The 17296-nt window shown below is 62.9% G+C and carries 14 protein-coding genes; 13 read left to right on the forward strand and 1 reads right to left on the reverse strand.

Annotation, left to right across the window (positions count from 1 at the left end; all coding sequences use genetic code 11):
• The first annotated feature begins 102 nt into the window (after nucleotides 1-102).
• The 11 genes from LB533_RS20615 to LB533_RS20665 all read left to right on the forward strand — a co-directional run bounded on the left by LB533_RS20615 (nucleotide 103) and on the right by LB533_RS20665 (nucleotide 12444).
• Entirely contained in the window at nucleotides 103-375 is a 273-nt protein-coding gene (locus LB533_RS20615; protein ID WP_224678134.1) for a hypothetical protein, read from the forward strand.
• A 147-nt stretch (nucleotides 376-522) separates the two neighbouring features.
• Nucleotides 523-1080, forward strand: coding sequence for a hypothetical protein (locus LB533_RS20620; protein WP_224678135.1), 558 nt, complete (start codon nucleotides 523-525; stop codon nucleotides 1078-1080).
• Between the two features lie 236 nt (nucleotides 1081-1316).
• Nucleotides 1317-2525, forward strand: coding sequence for a hypothetical protein (locus LB533_RS20625; protein ID WP_224678136.1), 1209 nt, complete (start codon nucleotides 1317-1319; stop codon nucleotides 2523-2525).
• Between the two features lie 272 nt (nucleotides 2526-2797).
• Nucleotides 2798-2977 (forward strand): hypothetical protein, encoded by a 180-nt coding sequence (locus LB533_RS20630; protein WP_224678137.1) that lies wholly within the window; start codon nucleotides 2798-2800, stop codon nucleotides 2975-2977.
• Entirely contained in the window at nucleotides 2974-3294 is a 321-nt protein-coding gene (locus LB533_RS20635) for a hypothetical protein (RefSeq protein WP_224678138.1), read from the forward strand. Before LB533_RS20630 ends, LB533_RS20635 begins: the two co-directional genes overlap by 4 nt.
• Complete coding sequence (locus LB533_RS20640) at nucleotides 3264-4514, forward strand: integrase (RefSeq protein WP_224678139.1); 1251 nt, start codon at nucleotides 3264-3266, stop codon at nucleotides 4512-4514. Before LB533_RS20635 ends, LB533_RS20640 begins: the two co-directional genes overlap by 31 nt.
• Nucleotides 4511-4843 (forward strand): DUF2314 domain-containing protein, encoded by a 333-nt coding sequence (locus tag LB533_RS20645; RefSeq protein ID WP_224678140.1) that lies wholly within the window; start codon nucleotides 4511-4513, stop codon nucleotides 4841-4843. Before LB533_RS20640 ends, LB533_RS20645 begins: the two co-directional genes overlap by 4 nt.
• Nucleotides 4844-5100: 257 nt before the next feature.
• Entirely contained in the window at nucleotides 5101-9099 is a 3999-nt protein-coding gene (locus tag LB533_RS20650) for a peptidoglycan-binding protein (protein WP_224678141.1), read from the forward strand.
• Between the two features lie 200 nt (nucleotides 9100-9299).
• Nucleotides 9300-10223: a sulfite exporter TauE/SafE family protein gene (locus LB533_RS20655; protein WP_140496679.1), complete on the forward strand. Its 924-nt coding sequence runs from the start codon at nucleotides 9300-9302 to the stop codon at nucleotides 10221-10223.
• On the forward strand, nucleotides 10223-11008 hold the full coding sequence (locus LB533_RS20660; RefSeq protein WP_224678142.1) for a TIGR02186 family protein: 786 nt from the start codon (nucleotides 10223-10225) through the stop codon (nucleotides 11006-11008). Before LB533_RS20655 ends, LB533_RS20660 begins: the two co-directional genes overlap by 1 nt.
• Before the next feature lie 179 nt (nucleotides 11009-11187).
• Nucleotides 11188-12444 carry an Hsp70 family protein gene (locus LB533_RS20665; RefSeq protein WP_224678143.1) on the forward strand — a complete coding sequence of 419 codons (1257 nt, stop codon included), beginning with the start codon at nucleotides 11188-11190 and terminating at the stop codon, nucleotides 12442-12444.
• Between the two features lie 12 nt (nucleotides 12445-12456).
• On the opposite strand, the gene LB533_RS20670 is transcribed toward LB533_RS20665, so the two are convergent.
• Nucleotides 12457-13359, reverse strand: coding sequence for a LysR family transcriptional regulator (locus LB533_RS20670; protein ID WP_224678144.1), 903 nt, complete (start codon nucleotides 13357-13359; stop codon nucleotides 12457-12459).
• A gap of 277 nt (nucleotides 13360-13636) precedes the next feature.
• On the opposite strand from LB533_RS20670, the gene LB533_RS20675 reads away from it, so the two are divergent.
• A complete protein-coding gene (locus tag LB533_RS20675) occupies nucleotides 13637-16564 on the forward strand; it encodes a molybdopterin oxidoreductase family protein (RefSeq protein ID WP_224678145.1) in 2928 nt (975 codons plus the stop codon).
• The gene (locus tag LB533_RS20680; protein ID WP_224678146.1) at nucleotides 16561-17295 is read left to right on the forward strand and encodes a 4Fe-4S dicluster domain-containing protein; all 735 of its coding nucleotides are present in this window, start codon (nucleotides 16561-16563) and stop codon (nucleotides 17293-17295) included. Before LB533_RS20675 ends, LB533_RS20680 begins: the two co-directional genes overlap by 4 nt.
• Nucleotide 17296 lies beyond the last annotated feature (1 nt).

Consider the following 17296-nt stretch of genomic DNA (forward strand, 5'->3'; position numbering starts at 1 on the left):
TGGTAGAGATTGGATTGGCCGAATGGGTTCCCGGCAAATACACAGACCACCTCGCCATAACCGACGCCGGCCATACCGCTCTCTCTGATGGGGGTGGCTCCAATGGCTAACATAGAGCAAATCGAGCGCGAGCTGCGCAGTCAGGGCATTGGCCTGACGCTTGTCGCCAACGTCAAACTAAACGCCATCCTGGACGAACTAGCCCGGCTGAGAGGGGTGGAGAAGAGGGCGGTGGAGGTGGACGTCGAGCGTGTGGCGCGGGCGATAACGGAAGCGCGGTCGAGAATTCCTCATGAGTGGTACACCCTAGAGGACCAGCGGACCGTTGCCAGCGCTGCTATCGCAGCCCTTTCCGCTAGGGCGGCCACGCAATAAAATAGGCGTTTGCGCAATTTTCCAGTTGACGTACTAGGCGTTTACGCATATTGATTGTGCAAGGTCGCAAGACCGAAGACGGGCGGCCATGAACTTGATGGGACCCACCCTATTGTCGCCGCCCGTACAATTTTCAGAGGAGCAACCATGAACGCGTATGCAAGACACGTTACCGGAGCCAAGGCGCTAACGCTGCAAAGCCTGGCGCGGCAGATGCTTGATGAGGCTGGCGGCGATTTGAGCGCAGCAGCTACGAAGCTTGCCAACTACGCAAGCAACATTGCGCGATACAAGGACGAGCTTCTGCTTATCGGCGCGCGCAAGCTAATCAACGAAGTGCCGCAGACGCAGCGTGCTGGCATATTACGCGAGCATGGCGGGACAGCCTTCGCTAAGGCGCCGCACCGCATGAACGACGCTGCCAAGGCTACGCAGGCACGCATGAGAATGGCTGGCCGCACAATCAAGTCGGCGCTTATGGACTTGCCGTTTACTATCGGAGGCGCGGTTAAGGCGCTTCGCGAATGGACGGGCGGCGAGGTTCTGGCGCATGGCGAAGTCGAGTTGTCGAAAGGCACGAGCGCCGTGCGCAACGCACGATTCCTTGTGGCGGTAGGACGCGCCGCTGGCGACAAGAAGATTGGCGACCTTGGCGATGCCGCGGTTGAGCGTCTGCATAAGGAGGCTATGAGTTCCGACGTATAGTCGGATGGGGCGGCATTCGAGGGATTAGAGTCCATCCCAATACGCGCCGCCATAGCTAATTGCTTGTCGTTGCCAACGAATGCTCCGAACCCTAGGCCGACGAGCGACGGCAAGCAAACACCACAAGCAGGCGCGGCCATAGGTTGCCGCGAAACCCAACAGGAACCCGCCGCGCCTGCTTACCCTTTACGGCATGCCGCTAGGCCGAAACTAGCTGCGCCATTTGGAACATGACCATGTTCACTGAATCGAATAACCCATCTGAACTTTGCGCCGTTGTCGAAACGACAACCCGCAAGCGCGCTGCCACTGGTGCTACGAGAACCATCCGGAATTCGCGGCGCGCACCAATTGCTAACGAGCAGGCCAACAAACCCTCGCAACCCTCGCCCGCGCAGCCGCTTGCTAGCAACCCCATTGCCGACTGTCTGGACGTCACCTCAACCCACACACATGGTGCGGTCGGCAACCTAATTCCTGACGCGGCCAGGATATCTAAGGAGCCCATCGAATGGGTGCCGCATCAGGAACTCCAATCCACTTTGGCCACAGTGGAACAGCAACCCATCTTTCACCCGCCAGAGTGGTCCAGCGGACATGTTTCGCTGGCACCCTATTCGCCAACCCCTGCCACGCAAGAAAACGTAGCCGAGATCGTCACACTGCATCGCTTGCGGCAGGGCATGATCAAGGCGCAGACGAAACTCAAGCTTCAAGGCATGGCGTCCATACGTTTTGCAACGATGACGGACGACGACTTCGCCAGCGACGAAGCTAAGGCAAAGGCGCGCAAGCGAAACGAAGACTTGTATCGCGTCATCGTATCGGATCCAGCGCACCCGATGCACGTCAACATCGCGCCGTATCTGATGGCGATGGAACCGCTCGACGCACAGCGTGCCGTCTACGAAAAAGCCATGGTCAAGGCGGTCAAGCGCCTGCCGGTTTACGAATGGGTCAAGGACGTGAAGGGCTTTGGCGATATCAGTTTCGCCACCATCGTCGGCGAGTGCGGTGACATTGGTTCGTACAAATCTGTCAGCGCGGTATGGAAGCGTCTCGGGCTTGCCGTCATGTCAGGCAACCGACAGGGCGCACCAGGCGAGGGCGCAACCAAGGATGACTGGATTGCCCACGGCTACAACAAACAGCGTCGCTCGGTCAGCTATGTGGCGCGCGAGCATGTCATTGGCGGCATGGGGAAGTGGCGCCCCGCCTTCGGCGAAGACGTTTGGGCCAACCCGGAACTGACCTACTATCAGAAGGTCTACGCCGACCGCGCCAGATTCGAGGCTGAAAAACTTGGCTTGCCAGTTACAGTCAGCAACAAGGGCAAGGAGTCATACAAAAAGCACGTTTCCATGAGGGCGCACCGCTACGTTGAGAAACGGCTGTTGCGAAACCTCTGGATTGAATGGCGCCGCCACCCCGCGCAAGCGGAGTAGCGACGTCGGGTTGCGGCCATGTGGATGATGAAGACCGAGAATTGGTAGCCGCCACCCAACCAATACGGCGCAAGCCGTACCTGCTGCCTCTCGCGAAGCGAAACCCATGTACGAGCAGCGGCAGGCAAACCAATCAACCACACCTCGCCTTTTGCGGAGGCAAGTAGCCCAATGCAGATCATGTGTGCAGCAGCATGGCAACGGGCGAAGAGGTGCGGTTGAGGGCGGTGGCGGAGCGACACGCCACCGCCCATTTTCACAAGGAGCTTACAATGTGGTTTCTCATTATAGCGATCGGCGGTTTTGCTGGCGTATCCGACGTGAAGACTATCGGAATGACGCAGGCACAGTGCCGCGAGGCTGTTACGCAGTTGCTGCCGCTCAGGAGTGCGCTCGGAGCCGTTTGCGTTGGTCCCAATGGAGAAAAGTTCACCTTTGAGGATGTGGCATGACACCGGCGAATGATAACGCAGCCATTGTGTTCAGGCCGCTCGACGGCCTGTCGCTCTTCGCAACCGAAAAAGAAGTTGCCACGGCAATCGTAGGCAAGTCCGGCGCGGAAAAATGGATACGTGAGGTTCTTCCGGTCCTGCGGCGCCGCGGCTTTCCTGCGTCCGACGCGCTGCACGCCAGGCTTGCCGTGCCGCTGGTCAAGAGGTTTTACGAGGGGTACTTTGGGCAGACGGCTGGCTTTGCCGTCGCGAAGCCTGACGGAGAAGAGAAATTGGGACTGGACCAATGGAAAACGCGGAACAAGAAGAAAGGGTAAAGGCGCCCGGTCTTATTTGGCAGAAGCGTCGCGCTAGCGTGACGCCGTACTGGCGTGCGTCCGAAAAAGGATTTAAGCCAGCCAATTTCAATCTATCGCACCTCAAGGACAGGCCGGAGGAATTGGTTGCGCAGTGCGTCTCGCTTCAAGCCGAGCAGAGCGCATGGAAGACCGGTCTTCGCCAGAACATCGATTCCTTCAATTACACGATTGGCGACATTCTCAATAGGTACAGCAAAGATCCAGACAGCACGTACTTTACGCTGCGTCCCGGATCCCGCCATCCTTATGACTATTATGCCAAGCGCCTCGAGTTCGCCATCGGAGACCGCCGCATCGACAGCATCACAGGTGTCGACCTCAAAAAATGGCACGATGCCTGGTCGGGCCAGGGCACGAAGCTTGCCGCCTCTAAAATGATGCGCGCCGTACTAGACGCCGCTATTTCGTTCTTCGTGATGAGTTCAAAACCAGGCTCTCCGGAGCTACGTGCGGCAATGGAGTTGCGCGAGGTTCTAAAAACCACCAGCAGAAAGATACCCGGCCCAAAGCGAAGGGAATCCACGGTCACTGCGGACGACGTGGTCGCTTTGCGCGCTGCGGCCCACGCTGACGGTCGCCCATCTTCGGCGCTTACCTATGCGCTTGTGTTTGAGACGACGCTTCGGCTGTGGGACGTCATCGGGCAATGGTGGCCAATCGACTCGCCGCTGATTAGTGATGTCGTTATGACGCCACACACTAGCATGAAGATGACCAAGAAATGGTTCGGACTTCGCTGGGAGGACATCGGCCAGGACTTGGTGATGCGATATGTTCCGTCGAAGACGAGTTCAAAGACAGGATTGTCCGTGACGTTCCCGCTGACAAGGGCGCCAATGGTGATGGAAGAGTTGGCGCATTGGCCGGAGTCGGCACGCGCAGGCCCTGTCGTTGTATGTGAGCACACGGGCATGCCGTACAGTTCGAATTATTTTGGCGAGTTTTGGCGCAAGGACCGAGAGGCAGCAGGCATCCCGGCAAACGTCTGGGCGCGCGACCTAAGAGCCTCCGGCATCACCGAAGGACGGGCAGCTGGCGCAACGACAGACGATGCCTCGAAGGTGGCAGGTCATGCCTCAACCAAGACCACGGCCGCCGTTTACGATCGCGCGACTTTGCAGGCGGCAGAGCGCTTCGCGGACGCCAGAGTGAAGAAGCGCGAAGGAGGAAAGGCGTGACTGAGATCAAGTTACCTTACAGGCTTGTCGATGGTGAGCACATGTCAAGGGAATATCCGGACACGTTTCACATTCCAGCGGGATATGAACGAAGCAATGTCGATGTCGGCAGATTCGTCAAACTCGGATTCGATGCGGGCGAGCAGGGGGTCGAGCGGATGTGGGTAAGGGTGACGGAGGCTGACGATAATGGGTCCTACACAGGCATCCTCAGTAATAGTCCAATAGGCATCGATGGGCTAGATGCGGGAGATCTTGTGGTGTTTGAGGCTAGGCACATTTTGGCAATCGCCGAGGATGATGGACTGGAACACAGCGAGAACTTCTGACTTAACGCTTCATTAAAAATACCCTTAACGACCCCCGCAGAAAAGAGCCGCACCGAGTTAACGCGTTGTTTACCACGTTGGGCGAATTGTGCGCATGTCGGCTACCCGTGTTTATCCTGTATCGATTTTTTCACGGTTTTTCGGAGCGCGGGTGAAACCCGGGAAGCTTGTCTTCCACCGTGGTGCGGTCGCCTTCGTTCCGGCGAGGATTTGGGGAGCTGGTCGCAAACCGGCCAATCTGAAAGACGGACGCACCGATGAACAGCAAGCGGTCCTACCTCGATACACTCAACGCCGGCAGGCAGCGCAGGCCTCAGACCACGCTCGAGCAGTTGAACCGCTCGCTGGAGACGCTGGAACAGCGCCTGGAGAGGACGCGCGAGGACACGATGGGACGTCCCGATCCCCGCCACTATGGCGCCGAACCGCGCTATCCCGCCGCACAGCCTTCGGCTCAGCCGCGCTGGTACCAGGATCCGCAGCCCGCGCTGCACCCGCAGGCTCCAATGCCGGCGCCGGCCGTCGGCCAGAACTACCAGAACCTTGCCCGCGATATCGACCGCATCCGCGGCCAGGAAGACAGCGTTGCCATGGTCGGCAAGATCGCCGGCGAGCTGCGCGGCATGCGTGAGGAATTGCGCCACCAGATGACTGCCGGGCTGCAGAGCGAATTCGAGGCGCTGCGCAAGGACATCGACCGCGCGCTGCTGGCAAACGCCAAGTCAGGCGCTTCGGGCAAAGGCAGCGCCGAACTTGGCCTCGAATTCGAGCGGCTTTCCGGCGCCATCAAGACGTTGTCGGAAAAAAGCGACGACAGAAGCGTCAACATGCTGCGGCTCGAACTCGAACAGGTCAAAGCCGCGCTCGACACGCTGGCGCGCGAGGAGAGCGTGCAGAAGGTCGACCGCCGCTGGGACGATTTCGATCGGCGCTGGACGGCCTTCGAGGACCGCGTCGACGCCGACCAGCGCAACCGCTCACCGGACCCCGCCATTTCGGGCCTGACCGATCGGCTGGAGCAGATCAGCAATGCCGTCAACAACCTGCCGGAATCGTTATCCCTGCGCTCGCTGGAGGAAAAGGTCCGCACGCTGGCCAGCGCCGTGGATCATTTCGCCAGCCAGCAGGACAATCGCGGCGGCAGTACGCTGGCCATGATCGATGAGCGGCTGGACGAGATCTCCCGTGCCATCGTCGCCTCGACCGTCGCGGCACAGGCCAATTCGCTCGACCATGAAGCCTTCGAGCGCATCGAGAAGCGGATCGATTCGCTTGCCCGGCAGATCGAGGAAGTGGCGCAGGACCACCCCGGCAACGCCGTCGTCGACCGGCTGAACACGCTGTCGAGCCGAGTCGACGAACTCGCCGGCCGCGCCGCCCTGCCCGAGCAGGCAATGGAACGGCTGGCCAAGCAGATCGCGCTCATCGCCGACAAGATCGACCAGGCGCCGGCCATGCCCGACGCCGACTATATCTTCCACGGGCTGGAGCAACGCTTCGACGTGCTGTCGTCGATGATGGAACGGCGCCAGGGCGACGCCATCGAACAGGGCAACATGCTGTTCCGCGACCTTGAGCGCCGGCTGGACGAGGTCGCCGACCGGCTCGACCAGCGCATGCCGCAAGTCGACGGCGCCGGCATCATGGAAGCCATCGATGCCCGCTTCACGGCGCTAGCCAAGCGCATGGAAACACGCATTCCCGATCCTGCCGGTGAGGCCGCGATCCGTGGCCTGGAAAGCCGGCTCGAAGACATTTCGAGCCGGCTGGACTCGTCCGCCGCGCAAGTCGCCGGCATCGATCCGGCGCTGATCCGCAGCCTGGAGGCGCAAGTCGCCAGCCTGTCCGCCCACCTGTCCAGGCCCAGCGCACCGCTGCCGGAGTTCGAGGACATCAGCCCACGCCTCAATGAAATCGAGAAGGCGCTGGCGGGAACGCGCGATTCCATCCTTGGCGCGGCGCGCGAGGCGGCCGAGAATGCGGTCCGCTCGCTGGCCGGCTCAGGCGCCGACACGTCGGCGGTTTCCGGCCTTGCCCAGGATCTGAAGACGCTCGAAACGCTGACGCGCCGTTCCGACGAGCGTAACTCGAGAACGTTCGAGGCCATCCACGACACGCTGCTCAAGATTGTCGACAGGCTGGGTTCGCTGGAAACCAGCGAACCGTCCGAGGCTGTGAGCGAGCTCCTGGACGCGCGCCCGGATGAAGCAATCGGCAGGCGCCGTGCGCGAGCCGGCAAGATGGCCGTGGATGCTCCGTCGATGGATATCGACGAACCCATGCCGCTGACCGGGGACATGGCCGATCTCGATGGCCGCGCAGCCGCGATCATGCGTGGCCAGCCTGCTTCGCCACGCGGGCCGGGTGCGCGCTCGCCCGCGGAGGCGGCGGCCGCCGCCGCCATGGCCGCGCTTGGTTCCGATCCGATCGCCGGGAAGGGCGAGCCGGCAGGCCGCCGCAAATCGATGTTGGGCGGCCTGGCGCGCGCCTTCAAGGGCAAGAAGGAAGCAGACGTTCCGCCGCTGGCGGGCTCGGTGCCGGGCCCGGAAATCCCGAACGTCGATCTCGACGAGCCGCTCGACCCGAAAATGGCCAACCGGCCACTGGAGCCCGGCTCCGGCGCGCCCGACCTCAACGCCATCATGAAGCGCGTACGCGATGAGCGCGGGCAGCCGGCAAAGCTCAGCGACAGCGATGCCGCGAAATCGGACTTCATCGCGGCTGCCCGCCGCGCGGCGCAGGCCGCCGCCGCCGAGGCCGACGCCTTGAAACGCCAGTCGACGATGAAGGGACCGGTGAAGGCGCTCAGGATCGGCGACCTGCTCAAGGCGCGGCGCAAGCCGATTCTGATGGCGGCCGCCGCGATCATGCTGGCGCTTGCCGGCCTGCAGCTTGGCAAGGCGTTCCTCGCCGATCCCGCCCAGGTAGCAAACAATGACGCGTCGGCCGTTGCCTCGCAGCCGCTGCAAACCGCATCCGTCGACGCCGCGAGCCCGCCCAGGCCGGAAACCCAGTTGGCGGCAGCGAACAGCGAACCGGCCCGTGAGGTCAGGCAGGCCGAGCCCTCCGCTCCGACGGTCAAGGACGACATGGTGGCGCAGACCGCGCTCGCCATGCCGTCGGATGGCGATGGGCCGACGAACGCCGGCCCGACGGCGGAACCGGCTCCGGCGACGGCTCCCGTCATGCCTGCCGGCGCCGGTGCGGCAGGCCCCGACGCGATGGCTTCCGCCGATCCCGTTGCTGCGGCTCCTTCTTCTCCGGCACCTTCCGCTGCCGCCGGCGGGGCGCAAACGAGGGATGCGGAGAACGGTATCCAACCGACAGTGGCTGCACCGGCCATGGCCAAGGACACCACCGGCGCCGTCGTGCCCGCCGGCGCTCCCGCGGCCACGGCCAAATTCGATATTCCCGCCGACGCAGGCCCGGTCGCCCTGCGCGACGCCGCAGCCACCGGCGACGCCAAGGCGCTGTTCGAGATCGGCTCGCGCTATTCCGAGGCGCGCGGCGTCAAGGAAGACATGGCGGCCGCGGCCAAATGGTATGAAAAGTCCGCGGAACTCGGCTTCGCTCCGGCCGAGTATCGCATCGGCAATTTCTACGAGAAGGGCATCGGCGTTCCGCGCGACATCAAGAAGTCGAAGACCTGGTACCAGCTCGCCGCCGAGCAGGGCAACGCCAGCGCCATGCACAATCTGGCCGTGCTGTTCGCCATGGCCGCTGACGGCGTGACCGACAATGAATCGGCCGCGCACTGGTTCCAGGAGGCCGCCGATCTCGGCGTGAAGGACAGCCAGTTCAATCTCGGCATCCTCGCCGCCAAGGGCGTCGGCATGAAGCAGAACCTGGAGGAATCCTACAAATGGTTCGCGCTCGTCGCCAAGACCGGCGACAAGGACGCTGCCGCCAAGCGCGACGAGATCGCCAACGCGCTGCGGCCCGAGCAACTCGAGCGTGCCCGCGCCGCCACCGAATTGTGGAAGGCCAAGCCGCTCGATCAGGCTGCCAATTCGGCCGACATTCCCGAATCCTGGCAAGACGGCACACCGCAGACGACGGCCAGCATCGATATGAAGAAGGCGGTCAAGAACATCCAGCTCATCCTCAACAAGAACGGCTACGACGCCGGCGGCGCCGACGGCGTGATGGGCGTGAAGACCAAGAACGCGATCGTCGCGTTCCAGACCGACAACAAGCTCCCCGCGACCGGTGCGGTCGACGAAAAGCTGGTCAAGGCGTTGCTGGCGCGCAAATAGCGGCAGAAGCGTCGTATCCGCGACGCCCCCGCCACACATTTGCCTGTTAACTGCTTGAGATGTTTTTTGTTTCGGCGCGGGGGGGGGGGGGTGGGCCCCCCCCCCCCCCCCGCTTCGGCGCAAGGAAAAATTGGCTTTTCGGTGCGATACTCTCCGCAACGGCTGTATTCGCCGACTGGCAAACTGATCGAGACCGACGGGTGGGCATCTATCTCCCGATTGCGGAAATTTCCGTCAACGTCTTCGTGCTGCTGGCCATGGGCGCTGCGGTGGGCTTTCTGTCGGGCATGTTCGGCGTCGGCGGCGGTTTTCTCATCACGCCGCTCCTGATCTTCTACAACATCCCACCGGCAATCGCGGTGGCGACCGGCGCCAACCAGGTCATCGCCTCATCCTTCTCCGGCGCGCTGTCGCATATGAAGCGCGGCACGCTCGACTTCAAGCTCGGCGGGGTGCTACTTGCCGGCGGCATCGTCGGCTCCACCGGCGGCATCTACGTCTTCGCTTTCCTGCGCAGGCTGGGACAGCTCGACCTGTTCATCTCGCTGCTCTATGTCGTGCTTCTGGGCACCGTCGGCGGGCTGATGCTGGTCGAAAGCATCAACGCGCTACGCGCCACGCGCAGCGGCGCGGCACCGGTGCTGAAGAAATCCGGCCAGCACAACTGGATCCACCGCCTGCCGCTGAAGATGCGGTTCAGGGCCTCGAAGCTGTTCGTCAGCGTCATCCCCGTGCTTGGGCTGGGCGCGGCCATCGGCTTCCTGTCGTCTATCATGGGTGTCGGCGGCGGCTTCATCATGGTGCCGGCTCTGATCTATCTCCTGAAAGTGCCGACCAACGTCGTCATCGGCACCTCGCTGTTCCAGATCATCTTTACCTCGGCCTACACCACTCTGGTCCACGCCACCACCAACCAGACGGTCGACGTGATGCTGGCCTTTCTTTTGATGGCCGGTGGTGTCGCCGGCGCGCAATATGGCGCCAAGGCCGGCCAGCGGCTGCGCGGCGAGCAGTTGAGAGCGCTGCTGGCGATGCTGGTGCTGGCGGTGGCGATAAGGCTTGCCATCGACCTCTTCGTCACGCCGCCCAATCTTTATTCGCTGTCCGGCGCGGGCTTCAACTGATGAATGGCCTGAAAGCGCTCGCAACCGCCGCTCTTCTGTCAGTGATCGCCGCACCCGCGAACGCGCAGACGCCGCCGACCGAAAGCATCCAGATCGGCCTTTCCACCGACAAAGTCTCGATCACCGCCGGCTTTTCCGGGGCCGACCTGACCATTTTCGGCTCGCTGGAAAATCCTGATCCGCTGGTGGCGCGCCAAGGCCGCTACGACATCATCGTCGTGCTCGAAGGTCCACCCAAGCCGGTGGTGGTGCGCCGCAAGGACCGGGTGCTCGGCGTCTGGGTCAACCTGGAATCCGAGACCTTCGAAAACGTGCCGGTGTCCTATTCGGTGGCGACGACGCGGCCGTTGCAGGACATCACCGAGCCGAACAGCTACAGGCAATTGTCGCTCGGCGCCTCCAATCTCTACATGCAGCCGGCCGATGCCGGCGACAGCCCGGCCACGATCGAGGAATTCACCGCGGCGTTGCGCGAACGTAAGGCCGCGACCGGTCTCTACAGCGAGAATGTCGGCGGCGTCCAGTTCCTGTCACAGAACCTGTTCCGCGCCACGGTGCGGCTAGCGCCGAACGTTCCGGTCGGCACCCACAAGGCGCGCGCGTTCCTGTTCAAGAGCGGCCTGTTCATCAAGGAGAGCTCGGCCCAGCTCGAAATCCGCAAATCCGGTTTCGAACAGTCGATCTTCCGTGTCGCCCACGACTATTCCTTCCTCTACGGCGTTTTCGCCATATCGCTGGCCATGGTGACGGGCTGGCTCGGAAGGTTGATCTTCCGCAAGGACTAAGGCTCCTGCAAAGGGGTTTCCCTTTCCCGGATCATGCTATAGACCGCCACCTCCCGGCCCCCCGGGCAACACGCACAATTCAATTCGGCAGAGCGGTCCGATCACCTCGGACCACAGAGAGCGCACGCTTCACAGGCGGCGCCGAACCACTGCCTAGGCAGAGATGACAGGAGGCTGCGATGCGACCAGCATTCGCCGGCATCGATTTTGGCACTTCCAACTCCACCGTGGGCGTGGTCAGGGGCGGTCAGCCGCACCTCGTCGCGCTGGAAGGCGGCGAGGTCACGCTGCCAAGCGCCGTGTTCTTCAACTTCGAGGACAACCGTACCTGTTTCGGCCGGCACGCCATCGCCAACTACACCGACAGCGTCGAAGGCCGGCTGATGCGCTCGCTGAAGAGCGTGCTCGGCAGCGCGCTCGCGCAGGAAAAGACCCGCATCAAGGCGCGATCGATCGGCTTCATGGAGATCGTCGGCCTGTTCCTCGGCCATCTGCGAAAAAGGCTGGAGGAGGATGCCGGCGGCGCCGTCGAGAGCGTGGTGCTCGGCCGGCCGGTGCAGTTCGTCGACGACGACGCCGAGGCCGATGCCAGGGCACAAAGCGAGCTCGAAGGAGCCGCTCGCGCCCAAGGCTTCAAGCATATCGCCTTCCAGTTCGAACCGATCGCGGCGGCCCTCGACTACGAGCAGAAGGTGACGCGCGAGGAACTGGCGCTGATCATCGACATGGGTGGCGGCACGTCGGACTTCTCGATTGTAAGGGTCTCGCCGCAGCGTGCCCGCTCGCCTGACCGCAAGGACGATATCCTGGCCAGCCGCGGCATCCATATCGGCGGCACCGACTTTGACCGATTGCTCAGCATCGCGCATGTGATGCCGGAACTCGGCCACCTCAGCCCTACCAAGGACGGCAAGCGCAACCTGCCGGCCAGCTACTTCATCGATCTTGCGACATGGCAGCGCATCAATCTGGTCTACACGGCCAAGGCGATGACGCATCTGCGCCAGATTCGCTACGAAGCCGAGCGCGCCGATCTCGTCGACCGCTTCATCCATATCGTCGAGCACCGGTATGGGCACGCGCTGGCCGCTCTTGTCGAGAGGGCCAAGATCGAACTGACCGACAAGGTCTCGGCCGATGTCGAGGTGAAGCTGCCGGAAGTCCAGTTCGCCGCCGAGATCACCCGGGAGGCGCTGGACGCCACGATCGCCAGGGACATCGAGCGCGTTGCCGCCACGGTCGGCCAGACCATCGGCGACGCCGGGGTCAGGCCGTCCGACGTCACCGCCGTGTTCCTGACCGGAGGATCCACCGCGATCCCGCTGGCGAGACAAAAAATCCTGTCGCTGGTGCCTCAGGCTTCGGTCATCGAGGGCGACATGTTCGGCTCGGTCGGACTTGGCCTTGCGCTGGACGCGCAGCGAAAGTTCGGCTGATATCCGGACAGTTCACGAACGCGCGGACGCCTTCTCGTCGGCCCCCAAATGCGCCTTGAGCGCCATCTGGGCCAAGCTTGCCTGGCGGTCGCGATGTGTGATCATGGCGAAGTCGCGTTTCGGCAATTCGAGCGGCACGGACCGCAGGCTGCCTTCGGCGATGGCGCGTCCGACGACGAGCTCCGAAATGATGGTGGCTCCGGCACCGGCCTCGACCGCCTGGCGAACCGCCTCGTTGCTCGGCAGCACCAGAAATATCTGCAGATCGTCAAGCGAAATCCCTTCGCGGCGCGCCAGATCCTCCAGCACCTCGCGCGTGCCCGAACCGCCCTCGCGGATGATCCAGCGCAGGCCCCTGATGTCTGGATGTCCCGGCGCGGTTTCGGCGATCTCCGGATGGGAGTTGGCGACAACCAGCATCAACCGGTCGATATCGACCTTGGCGCGGCGCAATAAGTCGGACTCGGTACGCCCCTCGACCAGGCCGAGATCGGCGGTTCCATCCAGCACGCTGGCTTCGACCTGCCGGGTGTTGCCGATGCTGACGCTCAGCCTGACTGCAGGATAGGCTTCGTGGAAGGACGCCAGCCGGCGCGGCAGCCAGTAGCTGGCGATCGTCAGGCTGGCGGCGATGGAAAGGCTGCCGGCAACCGTCTGCGAGACATGTTCCAGCACATTGCGTGCTGCGGCGGCTCGTTCCAGTACAGCCTTGGCTTCTGGCAGGAACCGGTGACCGGTCTGGGCAAGTTCGATGTTGCGGCCGACGCGGTTGAACAGATGGACGCCATGCTGTTCCTCAAGCGCGCGGATGGCGGCCGACGCGGCCGATTGGGAGATGCCCAGCAGCTCCGCCGCCTTGGTCATGTGGCCGCGCTCGGCGACGGCGACGAATATCCGCAACTGGTCAAGTGTCATAAGGCATTAAGAACCAATATCGATCGAATTTACAAGAACAACTGATTAGACGGGTTGATAGCTTTATTCTAAGTTTTCAATCGCCATTAGAAAAAATTCGCTACCGATTGACAGAGAATGAAATGATCGGGCGGTTCAAGTCCCTGTTCGCGCATTGGACCCGCGGTCTGCGGCGACGGCTGGCCGGCGATCGCTATCATCCGGAAGAGCATTACATGCGCGGTCCCGGGCCGAAAACAAGGGCCAAAGCCGCGAACCGCAAAAGCGCTCGGGAATCATGACCCAAGGATCTCTGCGCGGCGCGAATTCCGCCCCGTCCCAACGCCCGCTCGCCGACACGAACGCGCCCGACGAGGACGATGGCGTCGACACCTCGCCCGCCGTCTCCGACCGCGTCGCCAAGACGACCTGCTATATGTGCGCCTGCCGATGCGGCATCGACGTGCACATCAAGGACGGCAAGGTCCGCTACATCAACGGCAACAGGGATCATCCCGTCAATCGCGGCGTGATCTGCGGTAAGGGCAGCTCCGGCATCATGCAGCATTACAGCCCTGCCCGGCTGAAAAAGCCCCTGCTGCGCACCGGCCCGCGCGGCTCGGGAGAATTCCGCCAGATCGAGTGGGAGGAGGCCTTTTCGATCGCGACCGAGCGGCTGTCGAATATCCGCCGCAGCGACCCGAAGAAACTCGCCTTCTTTACCGGCCGCGATCAGTCGCAGTCCCTGACCGGCTGGTGGGCAAGCCAGTTCGGCACCCCGAACTTCGCCGCCCATGGCGGCTTCTGTTCGGTGAACATGGCCGCAGGCGGGCTTTATACGATCGGCGGCTCGTTCTGGGAGTTCGGCGAGCCCGACTGGGACAACACGAAATATTTCATGCTTTTCGGCGTCGCCGAGGACCATGATTCAAACCCGATCAAGATCGGCCTCGGCAAGCTCAAGGCGCGCGGCGCCAAGGTTGTGTCGGTCAATCCATGCCGCACCGGCTACAACGCCATCGCCGACGACTGGATCGGCATCCGGCCGGGCACCGACGGCCTGTTCGTGTTTGCCCTCATCCACGAGCTCTTGAAGGCCGGCCGCGTCGATCTCGACTATCTCCTGCGCTACACCAACGCCCATGTGCTCGTCATCCAGGATCCGGGTGCGGCCGATGACGGGCTGTTTGTCCGCGACAGCGCCGGCAACCTGCTCGCCTGGGACAGGGTGGCGAAGGTGCCTGTCCGCGCCGCCGACGCCAGCGCCAAACCGGCATTGACCGGCAGCTTCACCGTCGACGGTCGTCGCTGCGTTCCGGTGTTCCAGCTGATCGCCGATCGATACCTCGATGAGAGCTATTCGCCCGATGCGGTCGCGGAGCGCTGCGGCATTGCCGCCGGGACGATCCGCAGGATCGCCGCCGAACTCGCCCATGTCGCCTTTGAGCAGACGATCGAACTGCCGGTGGCGTGGACCGACTGGGTCGGCCGCCGCCACGAGACGATCAAAGGGCGGCCCGTGTCGATGCACGCGATGCGCGGCATCTCAGCCCATTCCAACGGTTTTCATTCTTGCCGCGCCATTCATCTTCTGCAGGTGCTGCTCGGAACGGTGGACGTTCCGGGCGGCTTCCGCTTCAAACCGCCCTATCCGCGTTGCGCGCCGCCAGGACCGAAGCCTGCCGGCAAGAACGTCCGGCCGATGACGCCACTGGACGGCATGCCGCTCGGCTTCGTCTGCGGGCCTGACGACCTTCTGGTCGATGAGGCAGGGGTGCCGATCCGCATCGACAAGGCCTATTCCTGGGAGGCGCCGCTCGCTGCGCACGGCTTGATGCACACCGTCATCCGCAACGCCTGGGCCGGCGATCCATACAAGATCGACACGCTGATGATGTACATGTCGAACATGGCCTGGAATTCCTCGATGAACACCGTCGAGACGATTCGTATGCTGACCGACCGCGACGAGGCGGGCAATTACAAGATCCCTTTCATCATCTATTCCGACGCCTATCATTCCGAGACCGTGCCGTTCGCTGACCTCGTGCTGCCCGACACAACCTATCTCGAACGGCACGACTGCATCAGCCTGCTCGACCGGCCGATCAGCCATGCCGACGGACCGGGCGATGCCATACGCCATCCCGTGGTCGAGCCGGACCGCGACGTGCGCCCGTTCCAATCGGTGCTGATCGAACTCGGCGCGCGCCTCGGCCTGCCGGGTTTCGTCAGGGAAGACGGGGCGGCCAAATATGCCGACTACGCCGACTACATCGTCAATCACGAGCGCGCGCCCGGTATCGGCCCGCTTGCCGGCTGGCGCGGCAAGGACGGCAATTCGACCGGCAAGGGCGAGCCAAATCCGGACCAGTTGCAGCGCTACATCGGCAATGGCGGCTTCTGGCACCACGATTTCGCCGAGGACCAGCGCTACTACAAGATGGCCAACCGGTCCTATCTCGATTTCGCGGTGCAGATGGGCTTCATCCCGAAGGCCGAACCAGTCGTCTTCCAGCTCTATTCCGAACCCTTGCAGCGCTTTCGTCTCGCCGCGCGCGGCTATGGTCGGGCCGTGCCGCCCGAGAGCGAACGCCAGCGCATCGAGACCTACATGGACCCGCTACCCTTCTGGTACGTGCCGTTTGAAGAAGCGGCCGTCGACACCGAAAAATATCCGCTGCATGCGCTGACGCAGCGGCCGATGCATATGTACCATTCCTGGGGTTCGCAGAATGCGTGGTTGAGGCAAATCACCAGCCAAAACCGGCTGTTCGTGCATGAGAAGACCGCCGCAGGTCTCGGCCTCGCCGACGACGACTGGGTGTGGATCGAAAGCACCAATGGCAAGGTCAAGGGACAGATCAAGCTGGTCCAGGGCGTGAACGAAAGCACGGTCTGGACCTGGAACGCCATCGGCAAAAGGCGCGGCAGCTGGGGGCTGAAGGACGATGCCGCCGAGAGCAATCGCGGCTTCCTGCTCAACCACATTATCGGCGACCAGACCGGGGATGCGAATGGCAGGCGCTATTCGAATTCCGATCCCGTAACGGGTCAGGCGGCGTGGTTCGACCTGCGCGTGCGCATCGTCAAATGCGCGGCGGAGGAAGCCGGCTTCACCGAGCCGCAATTCGAGCGTTTTCAGCAGCCGCCGCATTTCGAGCCCGTGCCTGACAAGTTGACCTTCGGTGCCGAATTCCGCCGTAAGAGAGAGGCCGCGGAATGACTTGCCTTCCCGCTAACACCGAGAAGAAACTCGGCCTTGTCATCGATCTCGACACCTGCGTCGGCTGCCAGGCCTGCGTCACCGCCTGCAAGGAATGGAACACCGGCGGCCACATGGCGCCGCTGACCGACATCGACCCCTATGGCGGCCATGTCGACGGGGTCTGGTTCAATCGCGTGCACAGCTACGAGCACACCACCGCGATGGGCGGCCGCACGGTGAACTTCCCGCGCTCGTGCCTGCATTGCGAGACGCCGGCCTGCGTCACCGTGTGTCCCACCGGGGCTTCCTACAAACGGGCCTCCGACGGCATCGTGCTGGTCGACGAGGACAAATGCATCGGCTGCAAACTGTGCAGTTGGGCCTGCCCCTACGGTGCGCGCGAGTTCGACACCGATGTCGGCGTGATGAAGAAATGCACGCTCTGCGTCGACCGCATCTACAATGACAATCTAGCCGAGGAGGACCGCGTGCCGGCCTGCGTCGCCGCCTGTCCGACCAGCGCGCGGCATTTCGGCGATCTCGGCGACCCCGCCTCGGCAGTGTCGCAACTGGTTGAGGAGCGTGGCGGTATCGACCTGATGCCGGAACTCGGCTACCGCCCGACCAACAAATACCTGCCGCCGCGCGCCCATACCCAACGCGCGGCAAAGGTTTCTGCGCCAACCCTGGAGCCGGTGCGGGCCGAGGGTGGGTTCCTCGGCTGGGTCGACCGCATGCTCTCGAACTGAC

Source organism: Mesorhizobium sp. BR1-1-13 (assembly GCF_020165515.1).
Lineage (GTDB): Bacteria > Pseudomonadota > Alphaproteobacteria > Rhizobiales > Rhizobiaceae > Mesorhizobium.